The following is a 21784-nucleotide window of genomic DNA, read 5'->3' as shown; positions in this document are numbered from 1 at the left end:
TTTGCTTTATCCTAAAACGCCATATAACTATGTGGGTCGTATTGGTGAGTCCTCCAGCTGGCATGACGCAGTCTCAGATAAAGCACATAACCACGAGGCAGCGAACTGGTATATAAGCTCGTGGGCTAGCGACTGCACTTTCACGGGAGTACGCTCAGACAACCCCTACGGGCCAAGCCAAGAGGTACCCCTAGAAAGAATCCTCGCTTCATTGTGGGGCTTCTATCTTGAAGGTAGTGTTAGGCGTTTGAATATTATTGGAGCAAACGCATACGACGAATGCCACATGGACTACGAAGACAATAACAAACCTAAACCCAAGGTTCTGAACGATAAATGGAAGTTTTCTATTAAAAATTCCCTGAACCCACCCTACAAGATTGAAATTAATCAGTATGTCTATAAATCTACTGAGGATTCAGCAGATATTTCTAATAAAAAAGATTTTCCAATCACTGAATAAAAATTACTAAAATGTGCGCCTCACCTAACATTAGGTGAGGCGCACATAGTTTATTTAAATTTGAAAGATTTATCTGCTAGACGAATCACTTCGATAGCCTGCTCATAAGTAGCGTAAGCCAACCATTCAAATTCATCGTTAGGCGATACGATACCATACCGTCGATACGATACGTTCTCAATAGAATCTTCATTATTTGGATTCTGAAGACCATAGTGTAACCAGGTGTATGCCTTATGAAGCTCCGAATTATATGGCATATTCGGCCATTTTTCCTTCCAAGGAGTAGGGGGGAAATACTTCTCAGGGTCATATGCAGCTACCGTTACTTTTGGACTGCCCGCCAACCGATACACCATCAAGGCAGTAGAAGACTCACTAGCAGGGGTATCGTAATGGAAATTCCCATCACTCCAACCCCAGGTAATGCCCCGCTCACGAGCCCACATCACCACAGGAAAACGCGGGTCATCAGTCTTAATATCACCGTACGGTGACTGAGCCGGAAGATTCTTCACCTCGGGAGAACCCGACAGACGGTACAAATACTCCACAAACTGGCCACGAGAGATAACACTATCTTTCTTGACCATTTGGTGCTTCTGATACTCAGAAATCAGACCAATGCACTGCGCCCAATTAAAGATAACGCGACGCCCCAATTCACCATCGTTCCGATAGTACTCATATTCTGCGCGGTCGTTGCAGGTCACTGCCGGTTCGTCCGGCTGTACAATGGGGGTCACCTCGTGAGGCTTCAAATGCCCGGTGGCATACGCCGGAACACTGCCGCACACCATGGCACCTGCCAGCAGTACCGTGCCGCCGGCCTGGATAGCCCGCTTCGTGGGGCGGGCGAATAATTGTCGAAGCATCATAGCTCCTTCACGAACAGAGAGGAGGCACAATCTTTGTGCACCCCAATGAGTAGAACGTTCTCAGCGTATCAAAAATCCTAACCTTCAGGTAGAGATTTAGAGAATATGCAATGAGGTGAAAGCAAAAGAATGGGGCGGGTTCCCGGTAAAAGAACCCGCCCCACACTCATAACGCGTGCTCTCACGAACGCGCAGACAAGACAGCCTAGACGCTCTCACGCGACGCATGATGCTGCAACACTGCACCCGCAGCCGCCGCATCCAGCTGCGCAGCCGCACGCGCCGCACGAGCTTTCGCTCGCGCCTGATGCTGGCGCTGGCGACGTAGCTCGTTCCGCCCATCAATGCGCATCTTCTTATCCACCGCATCCATTGAAGGGTGGCGCACAAATACGCACGAGGCGCCCTCTACCGGGCGGGTCGTCTCCGTGAGCGTATCCAGCACAGCCTTGAGTGCATGGCGGCTCGCCGCCGTCAACGCATCCCGGCTCGTGCCGCCGCGCACACCCACCGTGCGCTTCGGGGTAAATAGTACGCTCGCCCCGCGCGGCACACCGCGGTATGCCTCAAAAGACTGCGGATCTACGCCCAGGCGCTTAGCCATCACCTCGATAGCCGGCGGGTTCTGATCCACGCACACAAACTTGCGCCCCAGCTGAGCCGCCGCCGCACCCGTCGAGCCCGAACCCGCAAAGAAGTCCAGTACCCAGTCACCCGGCCGGGAGCTGGCCGCAATCATTCGGCGTAGCAGACCCGTGGGCTTCTGCGTGGGGTAGCCGGTCTTCTCCTTACCCGTCGGCGACACAATCGTATGCCACCACACATCCGTGGGCAGCTTGCCGCGCGAGGCCTTCTCCTCGGTTACCAGACCCGGAGCCATATACGGTTCGCGATCCACCTCGGCGGTATTGAAGTAGTAGCTACGGTGATCCTTCACGTACACGAGAATATTGTCGTGCTTGGTCGGCCAGCGGCGCGTGGACTTCGCCCCGTAGTCGTAGGCCCAAATCAGCTCATTAATGAAGTTCTCCCGCCCAAAAATCATGTCGCACATGATCTTCACGTAGTGCACTTCACGCCAATCCAGATGCAGATACAGGGTGCCGTCCTGCGCGAGCAGACGGTGCGCCTGCTCGATGCGCGGAGCCAGGAACGCCCAGTAATCCTCAAAGGAATCATTGTAGCTGGCCAGAGTCTGCAGGGTGCTTGAATAGCTCTTACCCTTAAAGCCGGTGCGGTCACCCTTCTCAGAAGCCTCCGCGCTCAAGGTGCGGCGCGTCTGCTTCTTACCCGTATTGAACGGCGGGTCAATGTAAATCACGGTGAACGCACCATCGGGCAGCTCACGCAGATACTCCAGGTTATCTGCCTGCACCAGCAGCGACGGGCCCTGCGGGTCGAAAAGCGCCGAATCTGCGGGGTTCGCCTCAGCGGCAGGGGAGGGCGCGGCGGGCGCCGGGGATGCTGAAATACCCAACCCCGGCCCTAGCCTTCAGAACCAGCACGGTCAGCGCCACGGCCCTTACCGCGCGAACCCTCAGCACGGGAGCCTTCAGAACGGCGGCGGGTACGGCGGCGGCCTTCACCCTCCACCGGCTGACCCTCAACACGGCGGGTACGGCGACGCTGGCGAGGCGCACGCTCAGAACGCTCAGCAGAACGTTCGGTACGCTCGGATGCGCCCTGCTCGGTACGCTCCACACGCTCGGAACGCTCAGTGCGCTTGCGGCCCTCGGAACGGCTACGGCGCTCGCCGCGGCCCTCACCGGAACGACCCTCGCGGCCACCGTCACGACCGCCGCGAGAACGGCGCGAACCCTTCTCACCGCTACGGCCACCCTCACGGGAACCGTCGCGGCCACCGCGAGAACGAGCCGGACGGCCATCACGCGAGTCACGGGCGCTCTCAAAGAACTCATCGCCCATACCCTCTGCCACACGCTCCTCGCGCGGCAGACGGCCCTTAGTACCAGCCGGAATGTTCAGGTCGTAGAACAGGTGCTCAGAGGAAGAATACGTCTCAACCGGCTCAGGAACACCCAGCTCCAGGGCGTCGTTAATGACCTTCCAGCGCGGCAGGTCATCCCAGTCAACCAGGGTGATAGCGGTACCCTCATTGCCCGCACGACCGGTACGACCGGTACGGTGCAGGTAAGTCTTCTCATCCTCGGGCACGCGGTGGTTAATCACGTGGGTCACGTCTTCAACGTCAATACCGCGAGCCGCCACGTCGGTAGCGACCAGAATGTCGACCTTGCCGGTGCGGAACGCCTTCAGCGCCTGCTCACGCGCAACCTGGTTCAGGTCACCGTGCAGGGGAGCGGCAGCGAAGCCACGGTTCACCAGCTCCTCCGCCACGCGGGCAGCGTCACGCTTGGTCTTGGTGAAGATGACGGTACGGCCACGGCCGGTAGCGCGCAGAATGCGGCCAATCATCTCATCCTTGTCCAGGTGGTGCGCACGGTAGACAACCTGGCGAATCGAAGCCTTAGTCTTCGAAGCGTCCTCGGGGTCAGCGGCGCTAATACGCATGGGCTTGGTCATGTACTGGCGCGCCATCGCAATGACCGGGCCGGGCATGGTTGCGGAGAACAGCATGCTCTGGCGGTCCTCCGGCAGGTAGCTGAGGATCTTCTCAACCGACGGCTGGAAGCCCAAGTCCAGCATCTCGTCAGCCTCATCGAGGACCACGATCTTAACCTGCTTCAGGTTCAGGAAGCCCTGCTGGTACAGGTCGATAATGCGGCCAGGGGTACCCACCGCAACCTCCAGGCCGCGGCGCAGCAGCTCAGCCTGAGGCTCAATCGGCACACCACCGTACAGGGTGGCGACGCGGGCGTTGCGCAGCTTCGCAGCAATCGCCAGGTCCTCACCCACCTGAATGGCAAGCTCACGGGTCGGAACCAGAATCAGCGCCTGAGGTGCGCCGGGGTACTCCAAATCAGCCCAACCCTCATCGTCGCGGCCGACCACACGCTGAATGGTGGGCAGACCAAAGCCGAGGGTCTTACCGGTACCGGTCTTCGCCTGACCAATGATGTCCTGGCCAGACAGAGCCACGGGAAGAGTCAGCTCCTGGATGGGGAAGGGGGAGGTAATGCCAACCGCCGCGAGGGCGTCGCTAATATCCTGGCGAACGCCGAAGTCGGCGAAGGACTTTGCAGTCTGAGTGGTTTCCTGCGTGTTCGTTTCAGTCACTGGACCGTATCTTTCTACCCCTGTTCGGGGTGTGTTTCTCCCCGAAACGGGGTGTGCCAGCCAGCGCCTCAACGGTGGAGGCGGTGACGGGCGGGCGTCGAAAGCCGGCCGCGGGAAATTCTTACACGGGAAATTCTTACCGAAACGCCGCCTGCACACATGCTCAATACACATGGTTAGTGCTCATGGTTGATTCATGATGAGGTGCAGCCTCGGGGTCTTGAAAGGGGTACGACCGGTCATTCACTTAACCCCTCAATATTAACCCGGATTTGCTTCCGGCGCACCCTCAAGCGGTTGTGGTGTGCGCCCGTGATGGGCGATATATCGCCCCAAAACCGGGTATTGCTAGGTTTTTGTGCGGGCGGTTTAAAACGCAAACCCCCGCATTCGGCACGGCGTAACCGTACGGCGCATAAAGCACACGCACACAGCGCAGAAAGCGCGGCTACGCATCGTTGCGGATGCGGGGGAAAGCTAAAGCTATAGGGGCTCAGTCGGCTGAATACTTAGGCGCCGATACCGAAACCAACGTGGCGCTTGGCGTCGCTACCGAGTTCGACGTAGCTGATCTGGCCGCCGGGAATCAGGGTGGTGTTGCCCTTATCGTCCATGATTTCCAGAATCGAGCCGTCCTCGATGGCCTTGGTGACCTTCTCGGTGAGAATTTCCTTAGCCTCGCTGGTCTCAACAACGATTTCGCGGGCGATGTGGCGAACGCCAATCTTGATTTCCATGAGTCTCCTCGCAGAATAGTCCGGCGCCGCCAAGCGCGCGCCGGGTATGGGAACTGTCTTATCTAGCATCTACTCTAGCGTGTATGCGCTCGTCGGCACCGTGAACGGGCGGCACTTCGCCGGGGGCTAATAAAATACTCGCCGCAGGATGCGCAGAAACAGGCGCGAAAGTAGCCTCAAACAGAGCAGGACAGGGGAGGGGGAGCGCTGAGGCTCCTCTAGGACTCCTCCACCTGAATGCCGTAGAGAGTCTCCAGCGCCTGCACGTAATCCTCCGCGCGACCCTCCGCCGCAAGCTTCTTGGCGCGCACCGTCGGGGTGTGCAGAAGAGACTTCACCATGCGGCGCATCGCCAGCTCAAACTGCTCCGTCGCCGCACCGCAACCAAACTGGTTACGTACCTTCTCCAGCTCGGAATCCAGCACATCCAGCGTGTGCGAGCGCAGAGCAACAATCGCCGAATCAATCGTGCGGGAACGCTGACGAGACACAAACGCCGTCAACTCGGACTCCACAATGCGCGTAGCCGTCGCCACGGACTCCTCGGTCTCCTCGGGCGCGGCAAGGCGCACCGATTCGAGGGTAATCAGCTCAACGTTCGGTAGGTCGGCAACCGAGGGGTCAAAGTCACGCGAAAGCGCCAGGTCAAGAATCGTGTGGTGGCCAGCCGGAATCTGCTCGGGAAGCAGCGGATCGGAACCGCCAGAGCAACCAATAATGACGTCAGCCTCAGCCATAGCCTGCTCCATGCCGCCCTCGGGCACCGCGAAGACGTCGCGCTTTGCCGCGAACTCGGCGGCACGACCCGAACGGGAATTGACCCAAATATCGGTGCAACCGCGCTCACGCAGAGCCGCAATGGTTGCGCCCGCGTAGGCACCCGTACCGAAAATCAGGGCGCGGCGGGTCGACCAATCCTTCTCGGCAACCTCATCCGCAAGATCCAGGGCAACGGACACAATCGAGCGGCCCTGAGCGCCAAGCGCCGTATGCTGACCCACCTGACGAGCCGTATGCGCCGCATGCTCGAACAGCTGCACCAGCTCACCGGGAAGAGTTACGCCATCCTCCTGAGCCTTCGCCTGCGCGGCAGCCAGAGCGCGGCGCACCTGACCGGCGATTTCGCGCTCGCCCACCACGGCAGATTCCAGACCGGAGGCGACCGTCAGCAGATGGCGTGCAGCCTCCTCGTCCTCGAACAGCTCGAAGCTGGAGGCAACCAGCTCCTTGTCCAGGCCGGAGGTCTGCGCAATCGAATCAACAATCAGCTCACGAACCATGGGGACATGGGCAGACACGTGCAGCTGAACATACATTTCAAGACGGTTACAGGTGGCAAGAACTACTGCACCCTTAACACCGAGCTGACGCGCTACATCCGCCGCCAGAACATCGGGTACGCCGGAAGCACCGGCGCTCAACGCAGCGACGGTGGTCAGATCAACGGTGTGGTGCGATGCCACAAATGCATAAGTACTCACTAGAGATTAATCATAACCACGCCCACTAAGCCCCTGTAAAGCTCATAGGACCTAAGTTCCATCATCGTAGGGGGCAAGAAAATCTGCACGGTGGGGGAGCGGGTACGAAGAGTAGGCGCGAACTAAGGTATACCTCACCGCTAAGAAAGCCATCATTAGGTAAGAGTCACCATGACATAGTGTCGCAAAAACACCCACATAAACCTGTCACACTAGACACTATGAGCGAAAACCAGCACACCACTCCCGCGTCGGCAGAAGGCGCCGCACAGGCACCCGCCCTGCCCGCACACCCCACCGACGCCCAGCGACCCCTGCTCACCGACGAGCAGCTCGCACACCTACCCGCCAACCACCCCCTGCGCGCAGGCACCGCCGCAGACTCGCCCATGCTCCGCGCCCTCACCGGCCGCCCCTCCAGCCACCGACCCGTCTGGTTCATGCGCCAGGCAGGCCGCTCCCTGCCCGAATACCGCCAGGTACGCGAAGGCATCCCCATGCTGGACGCATGCCTCACCCCCGAGCTCGCCGCAGAAATTACCGTGCAGCCCGTCCGCCGCCACAAGGTAGACGCCGGTATCTTCTTCTCCGACATCGTCATCCCCATGAAGCTCGCGGGCGTCAACGTCGACATCGTGCCCGGCAGGGGCCCGGTCCTCGACCAGCCCGTACGCACCCTCGACGAGGTGCGCGCCCTGCCCGAACTCAAAGACAGCGACCTCGATCCCATCCGCGAAGCCGTCGCCGCAACCGTAGAAATGCTCGGCGACACCCCGCTCATCGGCTTTGCGGGTGCACCCTTCACCGTCGCCGCCTACATGGTCGAGGGCGGCCCCTCCCGTGACCACCTGCGCCCGCGCACCATGATGCACGCCGACCCCGCCGCCTGGCACGAACTCGCCGCCTGGGCAGCCCGCACCGCAGGCCAGTTCCTGCGCGCACAGATTGAGGCGGGCGCATCCGCCGTGCAGCTCTTCGACTCCTGGGCAGGCTCCCTCGGCGAAGGCGACTACCGCCGCTACGTGCAGGCGCACTCCGCCACCGCCCTCGACGCGGTACGCGAATACGGTGTGCCGCGCATCCACTTCGGCACCGGCACCACCGCCCTGCTGCCCGCCATGCACGAAGCCGGCGCAGACGTCATCGGCGTGGACTACCGCCTGCCGCTGTCCGCAGCGAACACCCTGCTCAACGGCGCTGTACCCCTGCAGGGCAACATCGACCCGGCACTGCTCGCCGCAGGTAGCGAAAACCTCTACGCACACGTGGACGAAGTGCTCGCCGAAGGCAACGCCGCTCCCTCGCATGTGGTCAACCTCGGCCACGGCGTGCCCCCGACCACCGACCCGCAGGTGCTCACCGACCTCGTGGCATACATCCACGAGAAAACGGCGAACTAAAGCGACGGACCCGCGGGGCTAACACATATCAGCACCGCAGGATACCGCCCCAAAGCACCAATCCCAGCACACGCTGATAGAGCACAAAGCCACCGGGCAGACCCGCTGACAGACCAAAGGAGAACCACCATGGGCCACACCAACCAGGCACCCCACCGGACCGAGCAGGTCACCTCCTCCGCCGCTACCCAGAACGCACGAGCATACAGCCGTAACGAGAAGGTACCCACCGCCATCGTTATTGGCGGCGGCCCCTCCGGCCTCATCTCCGCACGCCGCCTCGCAGCAGCCGGTATGCGCGTGACCTTGCTCGAACAGCGCCACCACCTCGGCGGTGCCGTCGGCGCCCACGAAGTCGGCGGACTGCTCCTGGACTCCGGCGCGGAATCCTTCGCAACCCGCAGCCCCATCGTGAGCGACCTCGTCAAAGAACTCGGTCTGGGCGACCAGATCGTCACCCCCAACTCCTACGGCTCCTGGCTGTACCTGCCGCAGGGCGCCCGCCGCACCCCCAGCACCGGCATCATGGGTATCCCCGGCAACGTCAACGACAAGTCGCTAATCCCCGTTATCGGTAAGAACGGTCTGCGCCGCGCCCAGGTGGATAAGTTCCTGCCCGTCTCCGCGGGCGAGAACGCGAAGACCCTCGGTGAGCTCGTGCGCATCCGCATGGGCCAGAAGGTGCTCGACAACCTCGTCGCGCCCGTCGTGTCCGGTGTGTATTCCACCCACCCCGACAAGCTCGATGTCGATGCGACTATCCCCGGTCTGCGCGCCGCACTGCGCAAGCATCGCTCCCTCTCCGCCGCAGCGCACGCTTTCCGATCGGCAGCCCCCGCAGGCTCACAGGTCGCCGGCATCGTGGGCGGCATGAACCAGCTGTCCGAGCGCCTCGTCGAGGAGCTGTACGCCGCAGGCGTGCGCATCGTGACCAACTTTGACGTCATCGCCGTAGACCGCGACGAATCTACCGGCCAGTGGTTCATCATCCAGCGCCACACCACCGACGGCGAAAACACCCCCCTCTACGCCGACTACCTGGTGCTCGCCACCGACGGCCCGACCGTAGCGCGCCTCATCGGCCCGCACGTCTCCACCGCACTACCAGCCCTGGAACCCGGCCCCGAAGTCGCCCTCGTCACCCTCGTCGTCGACGCCCCCGCCCTGGACAAGCACCCCCGCGGCACCGGCCTGCTCGTCTCCGAAGAAGCCACCGCCGTACGCGCCAAGGCACTCACCCACGCCACCGCCAAATGGCAGTGGGTCGCCGACGCCGCAGGCCCCGGACGCCACGTCGTGCGCCTCTCCTACGGCCGCGGCGGCGAAGACTCCCGCTTCTCCGAGGTTGCCCTCGCTGACGAGCAGCTCATCACCCTCGCCCTGCGCGACGCAAGCCGCATGATGGATGTAGCCCTCACCCACAGCAACCTCATCGACGCGGACGTCGTACGTTGGCGCGGTGTACTGCCCGCCTCCACCCCCGGCCACCGTGACCGAGTCAAGGAATTCCGCGAACGCGCCAGCGAACTCGGAACCCTCAGCACCGTCGGCTCCTGGGCGGCAGGCTCCGGCCTGGTCGTAACCGTCAAAGACACCTACGAGCAGATGGACCGCCTCATCTACCACGCCGCACAGGACTGGGAAGGCGTCACCTCCCCGAAGGTCGCAACCGCCAAGTAACGGCACCGCAACCTCGCAAACCAACCAACAACTAAGCCAAAAATTTGAGAAAACGCGCGGCTACGGAAGCCGCGCCTCCAGCACAGCGAACCCTCGCTGAAGAAAGGAACACACAATGTCTCACGATCACGCAGCACACGGCGGCCACGGTCACGGCGCAGGTCAGGGCGGCTACACCCACGCCGGCCACGGCTACGGCGGCGCCCCCAAGGGCTACGCAGTCCAGCACTCCGCAGCTGACGAGAACCGCCGAGGCCGCGAAGAAGGCGAAACCCTGCACTACGCCCTCTACACCGTATTCGCACGCTCCGGCGCACGCCCCGCAGAATCCAACACCGACGAGGCACGCGCCGAGTTCGAGAAGGTCGCCGAGCAGCTCGCAGCAGACGGCGTGACCCTGCGCGGCATCTACGACGTCTCCGCAATGCGCGACAACGCAGACGTCATGATCTGGACCCACGGTGCAACCCCCGAAAAGCTGCAGGCAGCAGTCCGCAAGATCCGCCGCACCGCACTCTTCGCAGGTACCACCATCGTCTGGTCCACCATGGGCGTACACCGTGAAGCAGAATTCACCCGCAACCACGCACCCGCCTACGCACGCGGCAAGGCACCCGAAGCATGGGTCTGCGTCTACCCCTTCGTACGCTCCTACGACTGGTACTACATGAACCCCGAACGCCGCGCAGAAATGCTCAAGAACCACGGCATGAAGGCAATCGACTTCCCGCAGATTCTGGCAAACACCGTCGCAACCTTCGGCATGAACGACTACGAATGGGTCCTCGCCCTCGAAGCACCCCAGCTCGTTGACCTGGTCGACATGATGCGCCACTTCCGCAACACCGAAGCACGCCTGCACGTGCGCGAGGAAACCCCCTTCTACACCGGTCGCCGCATCGGCGCAGACGAAGTCGCTGAGGTTCTGGCGTGAGCCATCAGCCGAACGACGGCGTAACCCTCAACGGCACGCTCCTGCCGGACGACGTGGTACCCAACCGCACCGACCCGGCGAACACCGCCTCCAACGGCCCCGCCGCGCTCAACGAGCAGACCCTCGGCGACTACCGAAGCGAACGCAGCATCACCCGTGACCGTGCCGAAGAGGCACGCCCCTACGACCTGGTGATTCTCTCCTCCTTCGGTGGCCCCGAGGGGCAGGAGGACGTCATCCCGTTCCTGCGCAACGTAACCGCTGGCCGCGGTATTCCAGATGAGCGCCTCGAAGAGGTTGCCACTCACTACCGCGCCAACGGTGGCGTCTCGCCGATTAACGAGCAGAACCGTGCCCTGCTCGCCGCGCTGCAGCAGGCGCTCGCCGAGCGCGGCCCGCACATCCCGATTACCTGGGCGAACCGCAACTGGAAGCCCTACGTGAAGGACGTGCTCGCTGAAGCCTACGAGAACGGTCACCGCAACGTGCTCGTGCTGGCGACCAGCGCCTACCCCGGCTACTCGAGCTGCCGCCAGTACCGCGAGGACTACGGCATCGCGATTGAGCAGCTCGGCCTGGAAGGTCGCGTGCACGTGGGCAAGATTCGCCAGTTCTTTGACGTGCCCGGCTTCTCCCGCGCTTTTGCTGACGGGTTGAAGGACGGGCTCGCCACGGTGCGTGAGCAGCTTGCCGCACGCGATAGCGGTTCGCTGAACCCGCGCCTGCGCATCATGTTCTGCACCCACTCGGTGCCGACCTCCGCGGCTAATGAGGCAGGCCCGCGCGGGGTGAACTACGAGGGCGGCTCCGCCTACGTGGAGAAGCACCTGCAGGTCGCCCGCGCCGTGCTGTCGCTCGTGCGCGAGGAGGCCCCGCAGCTTCTGCAGAACGTCGAATGGGAGCTGGTGTACCAGTCCCGCTCCGGCCCGCCGTCCATGCCGTGGCTGGAACCGGATGTCAACGACGCCCTGGAGGCGCTGCCCACCCCCGCCAACCCGGCGGAGGACGGCGAAGCCCCCGTAGAAGGCGTCGTGCTGGTGCCCCTCGGATTCGTCTCCGACCACATGGAAGTCAAGTGGGACCTGGACACCGAGGCGCTGGACACCTGCGAGCGCCTTGGCGTGGTCGCGGTACGCACCCCCACCCCGGGTACGCATCCGGCGTACGTGGAGTCGCTGCGCCGCCTCATTGAGGAGCGCGTGGAGAACGGCGTTCCCGCCGACCTGCGCCCCGAACGTGAGAGCGTTCTCGCACCGAGCGCGAGCGGTCAGTACGGCTGGTTCGACGAGTGCGAACCCGCCTGCTGCAAGCCCGGTCGCGGCGCGCCGAAGCCGGTCATTGCCGAGTACGCAGCCGATGCTGATGACGCTGAGGACGGCGCTTCTGAGGCCAGTACTTCTGGGAACACCGCCGCCAGCCGATCCGGCGGATGCGGCTCCGGCGGATGCTGCTCCCACTAACACCACCCCTGTAGCTCCGGCTCGCCCCAACGCCCCTTGACCGGGGTGCGCGGGCGGGTCGGAGCGCACGTGCACCTACACGTTGCCCCTGCCAGAGGCAACAGACAAACACACAACGCACAGACAACGCCTACGGGCTATCACACACATCACCGACAAGGAGAGATATGAGCCACCACGAGTACATCCTGGGCACCCGCGGCTCCGCCCTCGCCCTGACCCAAAGCCGTATTGCCGCTGAAACCGTCACCGCTCTCTACACCGAACATCAGGCACACCACGGCGCCGCAGATGCCGAGGTCGTGGACTTCACCCTGCGCACCGTCAAGACCGAAGGCGACGTGCTCACCGGCCCCCTGGCAACCCTCGGCGGCACCGGTGTGTTCGCCGCGGCACTGCGCCAGCGCCTGCTCGACGGTGAGAACGCCTCCGAAGAAAACCGCGTGGACATGGCAGTACACTCCCTCAAGGACCTGCCCTCCGCACCCTGCCCCGGCCTGGTGGTCGCCGCAACCCTCAAGCGCGAAGACCCCCGCGACGCCCTCGTGGCACGCGACGGCCTGACCGTCGACACCCTGCCGGAAGGCTCCCGCGTGGGCACCGGCTCGCCGCGCCGCGCCGCCCAGCTGCGCGCCCTGCGTCCCGACCTCGAAATCGTGGACATCCGCGGCAACGTGGGCACCCGCATCGGCCGCGTCAAGGGCCTGGAAGAGCACGCCGGTAAGCAGGTTGTGCTCCGCCAGAACACCGAAACCTCCGAACGCGCCGACCACGGCGTAGGCACCGAACGCAGAGGCGACTGCGACGCCGTGGTGCTCGCCGTCTCCGGCCTCAAGCGCCTGGGCAAGGAAGAACTCATCACCGAGTACCTTGACCCCACCCGCATGCTGCCCGCCCCCGGACAGGGTGCGCTCGCGCTGGAAGTGCGCGAAAGCGAGTTCGAGAACCCGGACCCCGCCGTGCTGTCCGACGCTGAGGTGGCACGCCCGGTCCGTGCCCTCGGCCGCGCCCTGATCGCCGCGAACCACCACGAAACCCGCCTCGCCGTCAGCGCCGAGCGTGCCCTGCTGCGCCGCCTCGAAGCCGGATGCGCCGCCCCCATCGGCGCGTACGCGCAGGTGATTGAGGGCGACCTGGTGCTCAACGTCGTGGTGGCGTCCCCGGACGGCACCGACATGCTGCGCCACACCTCCGCAACCGCCGAACTGGACGTGCCCGGCGCCGAACGCCTGGGCGTGCGCGTGGCAGAGGACCTGCTGCAGATGGGTGCCGCTGCCCTTGCCGGTTTGGATCTGAAGTAGGGGTCATGTCTGCCGACAGCTCGCAGACCCACCGGGGGTTTAAAACTCCGCGCACGGTTCTACTGACCCGCTCCGCCGCCCAGGGTGCCGCCTTCGCACGCGCCCTCACCGAGGAAAGCGCCCAGAACGGGTTGGGGGAGTGCCGGGTACTCTTCGCGCCCCTACAGCAGGCACGCACCGTCGAGCCGAGCGAAGACCACGCCGCCGCGCTGGAGGCGCTCGCCTCCGGTCGCTACGCGTGGGTGAGCTTCACGAGCGCCAATACGGTTCGCGCCTGTGCGCAGCTGTGGGGTGAGGAGTTTGCCCGTGCGGTTCACGCAGGGGGAGTGCGCGTCGCCTGCGTGGGTGCGGCAACCGCCCGTGCCGTGCGCGCCCAGCTCGGGCTGGATGCAGATTTTCAGCCGAGCGTTCAGAGCGCCGCCGGCATGCTCGCGGAGTTCGGGCAGCCTGCAACCGAGCCTGTCTCAACCGTGCCCGCCGCCGTGCTGGTTCTGGAGGGCTCCAACGCCCGCCCGACCCTGCGCGAAGGCCTCAAAAAGCTGGGCTGGGACAGCCACCGCTGCGTGCTCTACGACATGGTGCCCGCCGAGCAGGTGGCACCCGGCGAGCTGACCCTCAGCGCCGCCCGCGCGCTCGTGCAGGGGGGCACCCCCGACGCATCCGCACCGGATGTGCTGGTGGCGACCGCCCCCTCCCGCCTGCACGCCCTACTAGATGGCGCACCCGCGATAGCACCCGAATCCGTGCCGCCGGTGGTGGCGATTGGGGCGAGTACCGCCTCCGCCTGCCGCGCCCTGAACCTGAGCCACGTGCAGGCAGAATCGCCCTCACCGCAGGATTTGGCGCGCACCGCCGTATCCCTCATCTAGGCGCATCCCTCATCTAAGACTTCACATTATTTCGCAAGAATTTTCAGGAGAGATCATGAACCTCACCCGCCGCCCTCGCCGCCTGCGCACCACCGCAGCCATGCGCTCCCTCGTCGCCGAGACCACCCTGCGCCCCTCACAGCTGATTCAGGTGTTCTTCGTTCGCGACGGCATCACCGAGCCGCAGCCGATTCGCTCCATGCCCAGCCAGTACCAGCACACCCTGGAGAGCATAATCCCCGCCGTGCGTGAGGCGTACGAGGCGGGCATCCGCTGCATTGACCTGTTCGGTATTCCCCGCGACGAGGATAAGGACGAGATCGGCTCGACCGCCTGGGATTCGCAGGGCATCCTGAACCGTGCCATTGCGGTGTGCCGTGAGGAGTTCGGCGACGACCTGGTGGTCATGGCTGATACCTGCCTGGACGAGTTCACGAGCCACGGCCACTGCGGCGTGCTGGTCGATGACGGCCACGGCACGCTCGTGGTGGATAACGACCAGACCGTGGAGCTGTACTGCAAGATGGCGGTTTCGCAGGCTCGCGCGGGTGCGCACACCGTCTCGCCCTCGGGCATGATGGACGGCCAGATTGCGGCGATGCGCGCCGCCCTGGACGAGGCCGGCTTCGAGGACGTGTCGATTCTGGCGTACTCGGCGAAGTACGCGTCGGCGTTCTTCGGCCCGTTCCGTGACGCGGTGGAGTCGACCTTCAAGGGCGACCGCAAGACGTATCAGCAGGACCCGGCAAACCGCCGCGAGTCGCTGCTGGAGGTGCGCGCCGACCTGGAGGAGGGCGCGGACATGGTAATGGTGAAGCCCGCCGGTAGCTACCTGGATATTGTGCGTGAGGTGGCCGAGTTCTCGCCGGTGCCGGTGGCGGCGTATCAGGTGTCGGGTGAGTACGCGATGATTGAGGCGGCTGCGGCGAACGGCTGGATTGACCGTAAGGCTGTGGTGTTGGAGTCGCTGCGTTCGATTCACCGTGCCGGCGCGGACGTCATCCTGACCTATTACGGTACTGAGGCGGCCCGCTGGCTCCGCGAGCTGGACGCCTAAACACCCCACTTTTAACGCTGAGAAGCCACATGCTGTACGAACAGTATGTGGCTTCTCGCTGTTTATGCTTGGTCTTCGGGCTCTTCTTTGATGGGTTTGTACCCCAGGGAGGTACACACAATGTTGCCGTTGGTGAAGTACTCTGCGAGCTTCTCCCTGTCGGCGGGGGAGCGCAGGTCCGCCCAGCGTTCCTGCTCCAGGTAGAACGCCACCTGGGAGGTTAGGCAGACGACGCGCTCATCGTGCACCGCCACAATATGCCTGCGCAGCCACGGGATACGCTTTGCAAGGTTCGGCGGAATGAAAGACGGTACCTTGATTTCTATTTGCCACTGCGATGGCTCGTAGAAGGTTGGCTTAATCTGTTCGGGGTTCTTCGGGAAGACGCAGAACTCCACAATATCGGTGTAACGGTACTTCTTCGCCGGTAGGAAAAGCCGCCCAATGTAGAACGAATCGGGGTTGAATAGCAGGTACCGCCTCTTGCAGTACCACCGTGTCGCAAAGGTTATAGCGGCAACAATCCCCAACAGGATGGACGCGTCGCGGCGGGACATCGGACGGACGCCCAGAATGGTCCAGCCAATGAGCGCGTAGAAGAAAACGCAGAACGCCAGGAACAGCACAAAGTGGGTTTCAAAATAGAACTGGTTTCGTTTCCAGACTCGTCTGGCTCGGGGAGGAACCTCCTCCAGCGCTGAAGCGTTAAGCTCCATGAGTTGTCCTCTCTACGGGGTTTATCGGTGATGATGTGTGGCTTCTCGCCGGGTGCTAATTCACTGCGCGGAAGGATGCGATACGCGCCGCCTTCTTCGTCAGCTCGTTTGTCGGCTTGTACCCCAGCGTCAGGCAGATGGCGCGCCCCTCCACGAAATACAGGGGCAGCTTCTCGCGGTCTGCCGGGGAGTCCATATCCGCCCAGCGTTCCTGCTCCAGCTTGAACGCAATATGTGCCACCAAACAATCAATGCGGTAATCCCCGAACCCAAAAGTCTGCTGGGAACCATTGGAGAAGGTGACGGCAAGACGCCAATCACTGGGCATCTGCTCATCAGGGTCAATATCCTCGGGATCGCCCGTGTACCAGGGGTAAACCTTAAACCGCTCAATATCGGAGTACTGGTAGATCTTAGGCGAACGGAAAAACCGCCCACGCTTCACCACGGTCGGCGTGAACTGGTAGTACGAACGCACCGTACACCACAGGTACGGAATAGCCAACGCGTAGACGACAAGAAACGCTATTGACGTCTTACCGATGTAGGTCGGCACATACTCGAGTAGCTCAGTGTTCGCGAGCGAATGCAGGTAGCAGAGCAGGAAGAAACCACCAACAGGAAGAGCCACAAAGAGGAAAATTCCCTGCCCCTTCCAATCAACCTGAATGGGCTCACTACTGGGCATGGCAACCGTGCCGCGGAACGGGGCACTCAGCCGACCCAGCGTCCTGGTGTAAATAGTGGGCATACCCAGGTGACGCTCATTCGGGCTGAAACCGCGTGCGGCGCGCCAGCCTCGGCGGCCCCAGCGCGCCGCCCAATACACCATGAGGAACGGCAGAAGTAGCCCCGGAATCAGGATTCCGTCGTACGCCATATCCCAGTACAGGGCGAACGTCGAATAGACGATGACACCCGCCCAGCCGTACACGAGGATATGCCCAAAATCCATAAGGACGTTCGAGCCCTTGATGCTTTCCAGCTGAGCCTCAGCCCTGCGGATTGCTGATTCTTCCTGCTCGGGGGTGAGGGGATTGCCGTCCTCCGCGAGCTCTGCAATCGCCTTCTTCGCATCCTCGACGGGGGAGCCCATCACCGAGGCGTAGACTTCACGCGCTCGCGAGGCACCAATGAGCGTCGGGTAGGCGACCTCCACCAGCAGGCAGCATGCTAGGTAGATGAAGAACGCCACCAGCCATACGTTGCGTACCTGCTCCATGGGCAGGCCCAGGGCTGCAAGGTCCATGAATTGTCCTCTCTACGGTGTCGGTGATTGTGGTCGGTGATGGTGTGTCTACGGTGCTGAGAAGCCACATGCTGTCCGTACAGCATGTGGCTTCTCGCGGTATAAGAACGGTATTAGAGCAGTCCGCCTACTTGTACTGCGCCTTCTGGAAGGATGCGCGGCGTGCCGCCTCCTCCGCATGCTTACCGGCAGGCTTGTACCCCATGGTCGTGCAGATGACGCGGCCGTCCACAAAGTACTTCGCCAACAATTCACGGTCCGCCGGCGAATCCAGCTGCGCCCAGCGTCCCTGCTCAATATTGAACGCAATCTGCGCCACCAAACAATCAATCTGGTGATCATTCAGCGAATAGTTGTGCTTGCGGCCGCCGGGAAGCAGAATCTCCAGCCTCCACTGGCTCGCATCCTTCGGGTTCAGCTTGATCGCGTCCGGGTTCTTCGGGTACACGCGGAACGCGCGAACATCCGAGTAGGGGCGGGACTTCGCCGGAAGGAACAGTCGCCCAGCCTGGAACGAATCCGGGTTGAACAGCACGTAATCGCGGTTATACATCAGCAGCATAATCAGCAGCGGAATGTACGCCGCCGCCAAGAACCAAGAAGCATGACCGATATAAATCGCTTCCCAATCCTCATCGATGCTCCAGCCCGCCAGCGAAGTCAAGAAGACCGCGGCGAGCAGGAACGCAATACCGTTGAGCACCCAGTAGACGGTGCGGTCGTCACGAATCGGCTCCACACCCGGCACGGTGCTACGCACACGGAACGGGGCGCTCAGCTTACCCAGCGTCGCCGAGTAGATGCGCGGCATGCCCAGCACGCGGTCGTCCTTGCTGTATCCGCGAGCTGCACGCCACTGGCGGCGGCCAATGCGCGCGCCCAGGTACACCATGAGGAATGGCAGAAGTAGCGCCGGCAGCAGGATACCGTCGTACACGATATCCCAGTACAGGGTGAAAATAGAGACCGCCACAATCCAGCCCCACAGGTACATGACCACGTGGAACCAGCCGCTAAACACGCCGGCGCCCTCAATGGAATCCAGCTTCTTCTTCGCCTTCTTCGTGGCGCTACCCTTGCGGGAGGAGCTCAGCGGCGCACCCATCGCGGTACGTTCCGCGGTGGCGCGGCGCGCCTCATCAACGGGCGAACCGGACACCTCGAGGTACAGTTCGGCTGCCTTCTCCTTCTTGATGGGCACCGGGTAGGCGATGTCCACCAGCAGGCACAAGCCCACGTACACCATGAAGGCAATCAGCCACACGTCGCGTAGCTGCTCCATGGGCAGTCCCAGAGCGCTCAAATCCATGAGCTGCTCACCTCCTTACTTCTCCCGGACTCTACGCGGAGGCAGCCGCGGCGGCTGCAGCCGGAAGAGCCGAGATGATACGGTCCATCGCCTCATCGTCGTGGGCGGCAGAAACGAACCACGCCTCGAATGCGCTCGGCGGCAGGTACACGCCGGATTCGAGCATGGAGTGGAAGAACGCGTTGTAGCGGCTGGTTGCCGACGCCTTGATGTCGGCGTAGTTGTGTACGCCCGCCTCGGAGGTGCCAAACGCCACCGAGAAGAGATTGCCGGCGTTCTGGATGGAGTGGTCCACACCGGCGGCGTTGAACGCCTCGGTCAGCGCCTGCTGCAGCTGGGCGCTGCGCGAATCCAGATGCGCGTAGACCGCTGCATCAGCCAGGGTCAGGGTCTTAATGCCCGCCGCAACGGACAGCGGGTTACCCGAGAGGGTACCAGCCTGGTAGACCGGGCCGACCGGCGCCAGGTACTCCATGACCTCACGCTTACCGGCCAGCGCCGCGATGGGCATACCGCCACCAATGACCTTGCCGAAGGTGAAAATATCGGGAACCCAGCCGCCATCCTCGGGAGCCGCGTAACCCCAGTAACCAGCCGAAGACACACGGAAACCGGTCAGCACCTCATCAAAAATCACGAGCGCACCGTTGGCGTGAGCAATCTCGTGCAGGCCGCGGTTGAAACCGGGCTCGGGGGTCACCACACCCATGTTGCAGGGCGCCGCCTCAGTAATAATTGCGGCAATCTGACCCTCGTGGTTCGCGAATGCCTCACGTACAGCGTCCAGGTCGTTATAGGGCAGAACGATGGTCTCCGCGGCGGTTGCGGCAGTCACGCCAGCCGAACCCGGCAGCGCCAGGGTAGCCACACCCGAACCAGCCTCGGAAAGCAGCGCATCCACGTGACCGTGGTAGCAGCCCGCGAACTTAATAATCTTGTCGCGACCGGTCACACCACGCGCCAGACGAATCGCAGTCATGGTCGCCTCAGTACCGGTGGACACCATACGCACCTGATCAATCGCGCCGGGAATCGCCGCGTTAATACGGTTGACCACCAGCTCAGCCAGCTCAGCCTCCGGCGCGCTCGCCGCACCAAAGGACAGGCCGCGCTCAGCCGCCTGCTGAACAGCCTCAACCACCTGCGGATGCGCGTGACCCAGAATCGACGGGCCCCACGAGCAGACCAGGTCAACGTACTCGTTGCCGTCCGCATCGTACAGGTACGCGCCCTTAGCCTTCGCCGCAAACGCAGGAGTGCCGCCCACAGAATTGAAGGCGCGCACCGGGGAATTCACGCCACCGGGAATCACCGCGCGAGAACGCTCAAAAAGCTTCTCGCTGGTTTCATGATGCAGCGGGTGAGTAGAAGAGGAAGTCATCGTATCGGTGCCTTTCAACAGAGACGGCGAACTAAAGAATTACAAGGGACGACGTGCAACGGGCAACGGAGCCCGCACGCCACTAGCGTCCCGTACCTAACCATCATAGGCGCTACAGATGAACCGCAGGTGACAAGCACCTGAACGTACCGAAAGGTGACGATAAAACACAACAAACAAGTTAGGGAACAGAGAGGATGCGCAACGCGCTAACGCAGGTGCCGGTCAGTGTCCAGACGGTTGAGCACCTGAGTGTCCTGATCAAACAGCCAGTTCTTATCAAAGAGCAGACGCACAAACGCCAGGCCCATACCCAACGCCATGAAAATCAGCAGGGACTGCACGAAACCGCTCGCCGCCGAGTACATGTCACCGCTAGCAAAATGCGACATCGAACGGTAGAACGGAACACCCGGAACCATCGTCACCACCGCCGGAACCGACAGGGAAATACGCGTGTACTTACGCTGATGCAGCGGCGCCACAATCTCAGCCAAAATACCCACACCAAACACGGCAATCGTCGCTGCCATATGCGCGGGCATACCAGCCTCAACCATGTGAATACGGATGGGGTTCGCCACCGCAGCAATCACGCCACCCCACACACACGCCACCGGGGAAGCGGCAAAAAGCATCGCGAAGCCAGCCGCCGCAACACCCGAGGAAAGCACCTGCAACACCAAATACAGGGTCGGGTCAAGGTTAAGAGGCGCAGGAGCCGCCAACGGCAAATGGAACAGTGAACCCAAAACCCACACCGCAAACGACGCACTCAGCAACAACAAACCCACATAGGTTAGACGCGAAATACCCGCCAAAAAGTCCATGCGAGAAATGTCGAGCATGCCCGTCACCATGGGGAAACCGGGCACCAAGAACAGTACCGACGAAATGAAACCAATCATATGGTTCGGGCTAATCCAACCCGCCGCGACCAGCACATTAACAATCGCAATGTACAGGCCCGCCGCCAGGAAGCCGCACGCCATCCACGTTGCCAAATGGCTCACCCCGCGCTTGAGCAGGGTCGAACGCAAAAACTGGCCGGCACCCGCCGCGAAGAACACCACCGTGCACTCCACCAGACCGCCACGGTTCAAGAACGCGAACCCGGCACACGCCACCGCCGACGCCAGCGCCAACATCCAGCGGGTGTACAGAGGCTTCGCCGAATCGATAAGGTCCAGCTCGGCGTTCGCCTCCGCAGGGGTAATCTTCTCGGGCAGCTCAGAAATGAACTTACCCAACTGATCGAGCTTATGAGCGTTAATGCCCATCGTGCGCTGCTCAGCCACCTCGGTACGGAAATTACCGTCAGTGTACGAAGAAGTCGAAATTTCGGTGAAGGTCACCTGCGCGTGATGCTCCTTCAACCCCACAGCCTTCGCCAAACGCGCCATCGACGCCTTAATACGGTACGCGCTCGCACCCGACTTCATCAGGATGCGGCCCAGGCGGAGCACCACCTGCGACTGCGCCACCAAGTGCTCATGAGCCAGGCGGGTAGACCCCAGATAAATACTGCGCGTATTCGTGTCAGGGTACGGCTCGGTAGTGCGGGGCTGATCATCCATGAGAGGCCTTCCGGGTCGTGCTATTCACGTGCTATACGTGTAGGTGCGGTTACCTTCTAGCATAGGGGAGAAGCCCAAGCGGGGATAGTGTCAG

At 62.3% G+C, this 21784-nt stretch carries 17 protein-coding genes and 1 pseudogene; 8 read left to right on the top strand and 10 right to left on the bottom strand.

Annotated features, from left to right (window positions below):
- Positions 1–463, top strand: a pseudogene (locus AB8E48_RS03595) (hypothetical protein); the annotation flags it as partial.
- Between the two features lie 50 nt (positions 464–513).
- On the opposite strand, the gene AB8E48_RS03590 reads toward AB8E48_RS03595, so the two are convergent.
- The 5 genes from AB8E48_RS03590 to AB8E48_RS03570 all read right to left on the bottom strand — a co-directional run bounded on the left by AB8E48_RS03590 (position 514) and on the right by AB8E48_RS03570 (position 6757).
- The gene (locus tag AB8E48_RS03590) at positions 514–1341 is read right to left on the bottom strand and encodes a heme peroxidase (RefSeq protein WP_368885797.1); all 828 of its coding nucleotides are present in this window, start codon (positions 1339–1341) and stop codon (positions 514–516) included.
- A 205-nt stretch (positions 1342–1546) separates the two neighbouring features.
- Positions 1547–2818, bottom strand: a complete 1272-nt coding sequence (locus AB8E48_RS03585) for a site-specific DNA-methyltransferase (protein ID WP_368885796.1) — start codon at positions 2816–2818, stop codon at positions 1547–1549.
- A gap of 8 nt (positions 2819–2826) precedes the next feature.
- A complete protein-coding gene (locus AB8E48_RS03580; protein ID WP_368885795.1) occupies positions 2827–4539 on the bottom strand; it encodes a DEAD/DEAH box helicase in 1713 nt (570 codons plus the stop codon).
- 509 nt (positions 4540–5048) lie between these two features.
- Complete coding sequence (locus AB8E48_RS03575) at positions 5049–5276, bottom strand: DUF3107 domain-containing protein (protein WP_044150274.1); 228 nt, start codon at positions 5274–5276, stop codon at positions 5049–5051.
- A gap of 218 nt (positions 5277–5494) precedes the next feature.
- Positions 5495–6757, bottom strand: coding sequence for a glutamyl-tRNA reductase (locus AB8E48_RS03570; RefSeq protein WP_368885794.1), 1263 nt, complete (start codon positions 6755–6757; stop codon positions 5495–5497).
- A 221-nt stretch (positions 6758–6978) separates the two neighbouring features.
- Between AB8E48_RS03570 and hemE the strand changes: the two genes are divergently transcribed.
- From hemE to hemB, 7 genes are all read left to right on the top strand, one after another.
- On the top strand, positions 6979–8157 hold the full coding sequence (gene hemE, locus AB8E48_RS03565; protein ID WP_368885793.1) for a uroporphyrinogen decarboxylase: 1179 nt from the start codon (positions 6979–6981) through the stop codon (positions 8155–8157).
- A 129-nt stretch (positions 8158–8286) separates the two neighbouring features.
- On the top strand, positions 8287–9837 hold the full coding sequence (gene hemG / locus AB8E48_RS03560; RefSeq protein WP_368885792.1) for a protoporphyrinogen oxidase: 1551 nt from the start codon (positions 8287–8289) through the stop codon (positions 9835–9837).
- Between the two features lie 115 nt (positions 9838–9952).
- Positions 9953–10771: a hydrogen peroxide-dependent heme synthase gene (hemQ, locus tag AB8E48_RS03555; RefSeq protein WP_303987026.1), complete on the top strand. Its 819-nt coding sequence runs from the start codon at positions 9953–9955 to the stop codon at positions 10769–10771.
- Positions 10768–12231, top strand: coding sequence for a ferrochelatase (locus AB8E48_RS03550; RefSeq protein WP_368885791.1), 1464 nt, complete (start codon positions 10768–10770; stop codon positions 12229–12231). Before hemQ ends, AB8E48_RS03550 begins: the two co-directional genes overlap by 4 nt.
- Positions 12232–12398: 167 nt before the next feature.
- The gene (locus AB8E48_RS03545) at positions 12399–13532 is read left to right on the top strand and encodes a hydroxymethylbilane synthase (protein WP_368885790.1); all 1134 of its coding nucleotides are present in this window, start codon (positions 12399–12401) and stop codon (positions 13530–13532) included.
- A 5-nt stretch (positions 13533–13537) separates the two neighbouring features.
- The gene (locus AB8E48_RS03540) at positions 13538–14401 is read left to right on the top strand and encodes a uroporphyrinogen-III synthase (RefSeq protein WP_368885789.1); all 864 of its coding nucleotides are present in this window, start codon (positions 13538–13540) and stop codon (positions 14399–14401) included.
- A 55-nt stretch (positions 14402–14456) separates the two neighbouring features.
- Positions 14457–15458 (top strand): porphobilinogen synthase, encoded by a 1002-nt coding sequence (hemB, locus tag AB8E48_RS03535; RefSeq protein ID WP_368885788.1) that lies wholly within the window; start codon positions 14457–14459, stop codon positions 15456–15458.
- Between the two features lie 62 nt (positions 15459–15520).
- Here hemB and AB8E48_RS03530 read toward each other — a convergent pair whose 3' ends face one another.
- The 5 genes from AB8E48_RS03530 to AB8E48_RS03510 all read right to left on the bottom strand — a co-directional run bounded on the left by AB8E48_RS03530 (position 15521) and on the right by AB8E48_RS03510 (position 21690).
- Positions 15521–16174: a hypothetical protein gene (locus AB8E48_RS03530; protein ID WP_368885787.1), complete on the bottom strand. Its 654-nt coding sequence runs from the start codon at positions 16172–16174 to the stop codon at positions 15521–15523.
- Positions 16175–16229: 55 nt separating this feature from the next.
- Positions 16230–17423 carry a carboxylate transporter gene (locus AB8E48_RS03525; RefSeq protein WP_368885786.1) on the bottom strand — a complete coding sequence of 398 codons (1194 nt, stop codon included), beginning with the start codon at positions 17421–17423 and terminating at the stop codon, positions 16230–16232.
- A 127-nt stretch (positions 17424–17550) separates the two neighbouring features.
- The gene (locus tag AB8E48_RS03520; protein WP_368885785.1) at positions 17551–18732 is read right to left on the bottom strand and encodes a sugar dehydrogenase; all 1182 of its coding nucleotides are present in this window, start codon (positions 18730–18732) and stop codon (positions 17551–17553) included.
- 31 nt (positions 18733–18763) lie between these two features.
- Positions 18764–20113 (bottom strand): glutamate-1-semialdehyde 2,1-aminomutase, encoded by a 1350-nt coding sequence (gene hemL, locus AB8E48_RS03515; protein WP_368885784.1) that lies wholly within the window; start codon positions 20111–20113, stop codon positions 18764–18766.
- Between the two features lie 209 nt (positions 20114–20322).
- Positions 20323–21690 (bottom strand): threonine/serine ThrE exporter family protein, encoded by a 1368-nt coding sequence (locus tag AB8E48_RS03510; RefSeq protein ID WP_314656717.1) that lies wholly within the window; start codon positions 21688–21690, stop codon positions 20323–20325.
- Between the last annotated feature and the right edge of the window lie 94 nt (positions 21691–21784).

The sequence above is a fragment of the Rothia mucilaginosa genome, assembly GCF_964211445.1.
In the GTDB taxonomy this organism is placed as follows: Bacteria; Actinomycetota; Actinomycetes; order Actinomycetales; family Micrococcaceae; genus Rothia; species Rothia mucilaginosa_E.
Note: the sequence above shows the minus strand (reverse complement) of the source record. Positions and strands in the feature narration are given on the sequence as shown.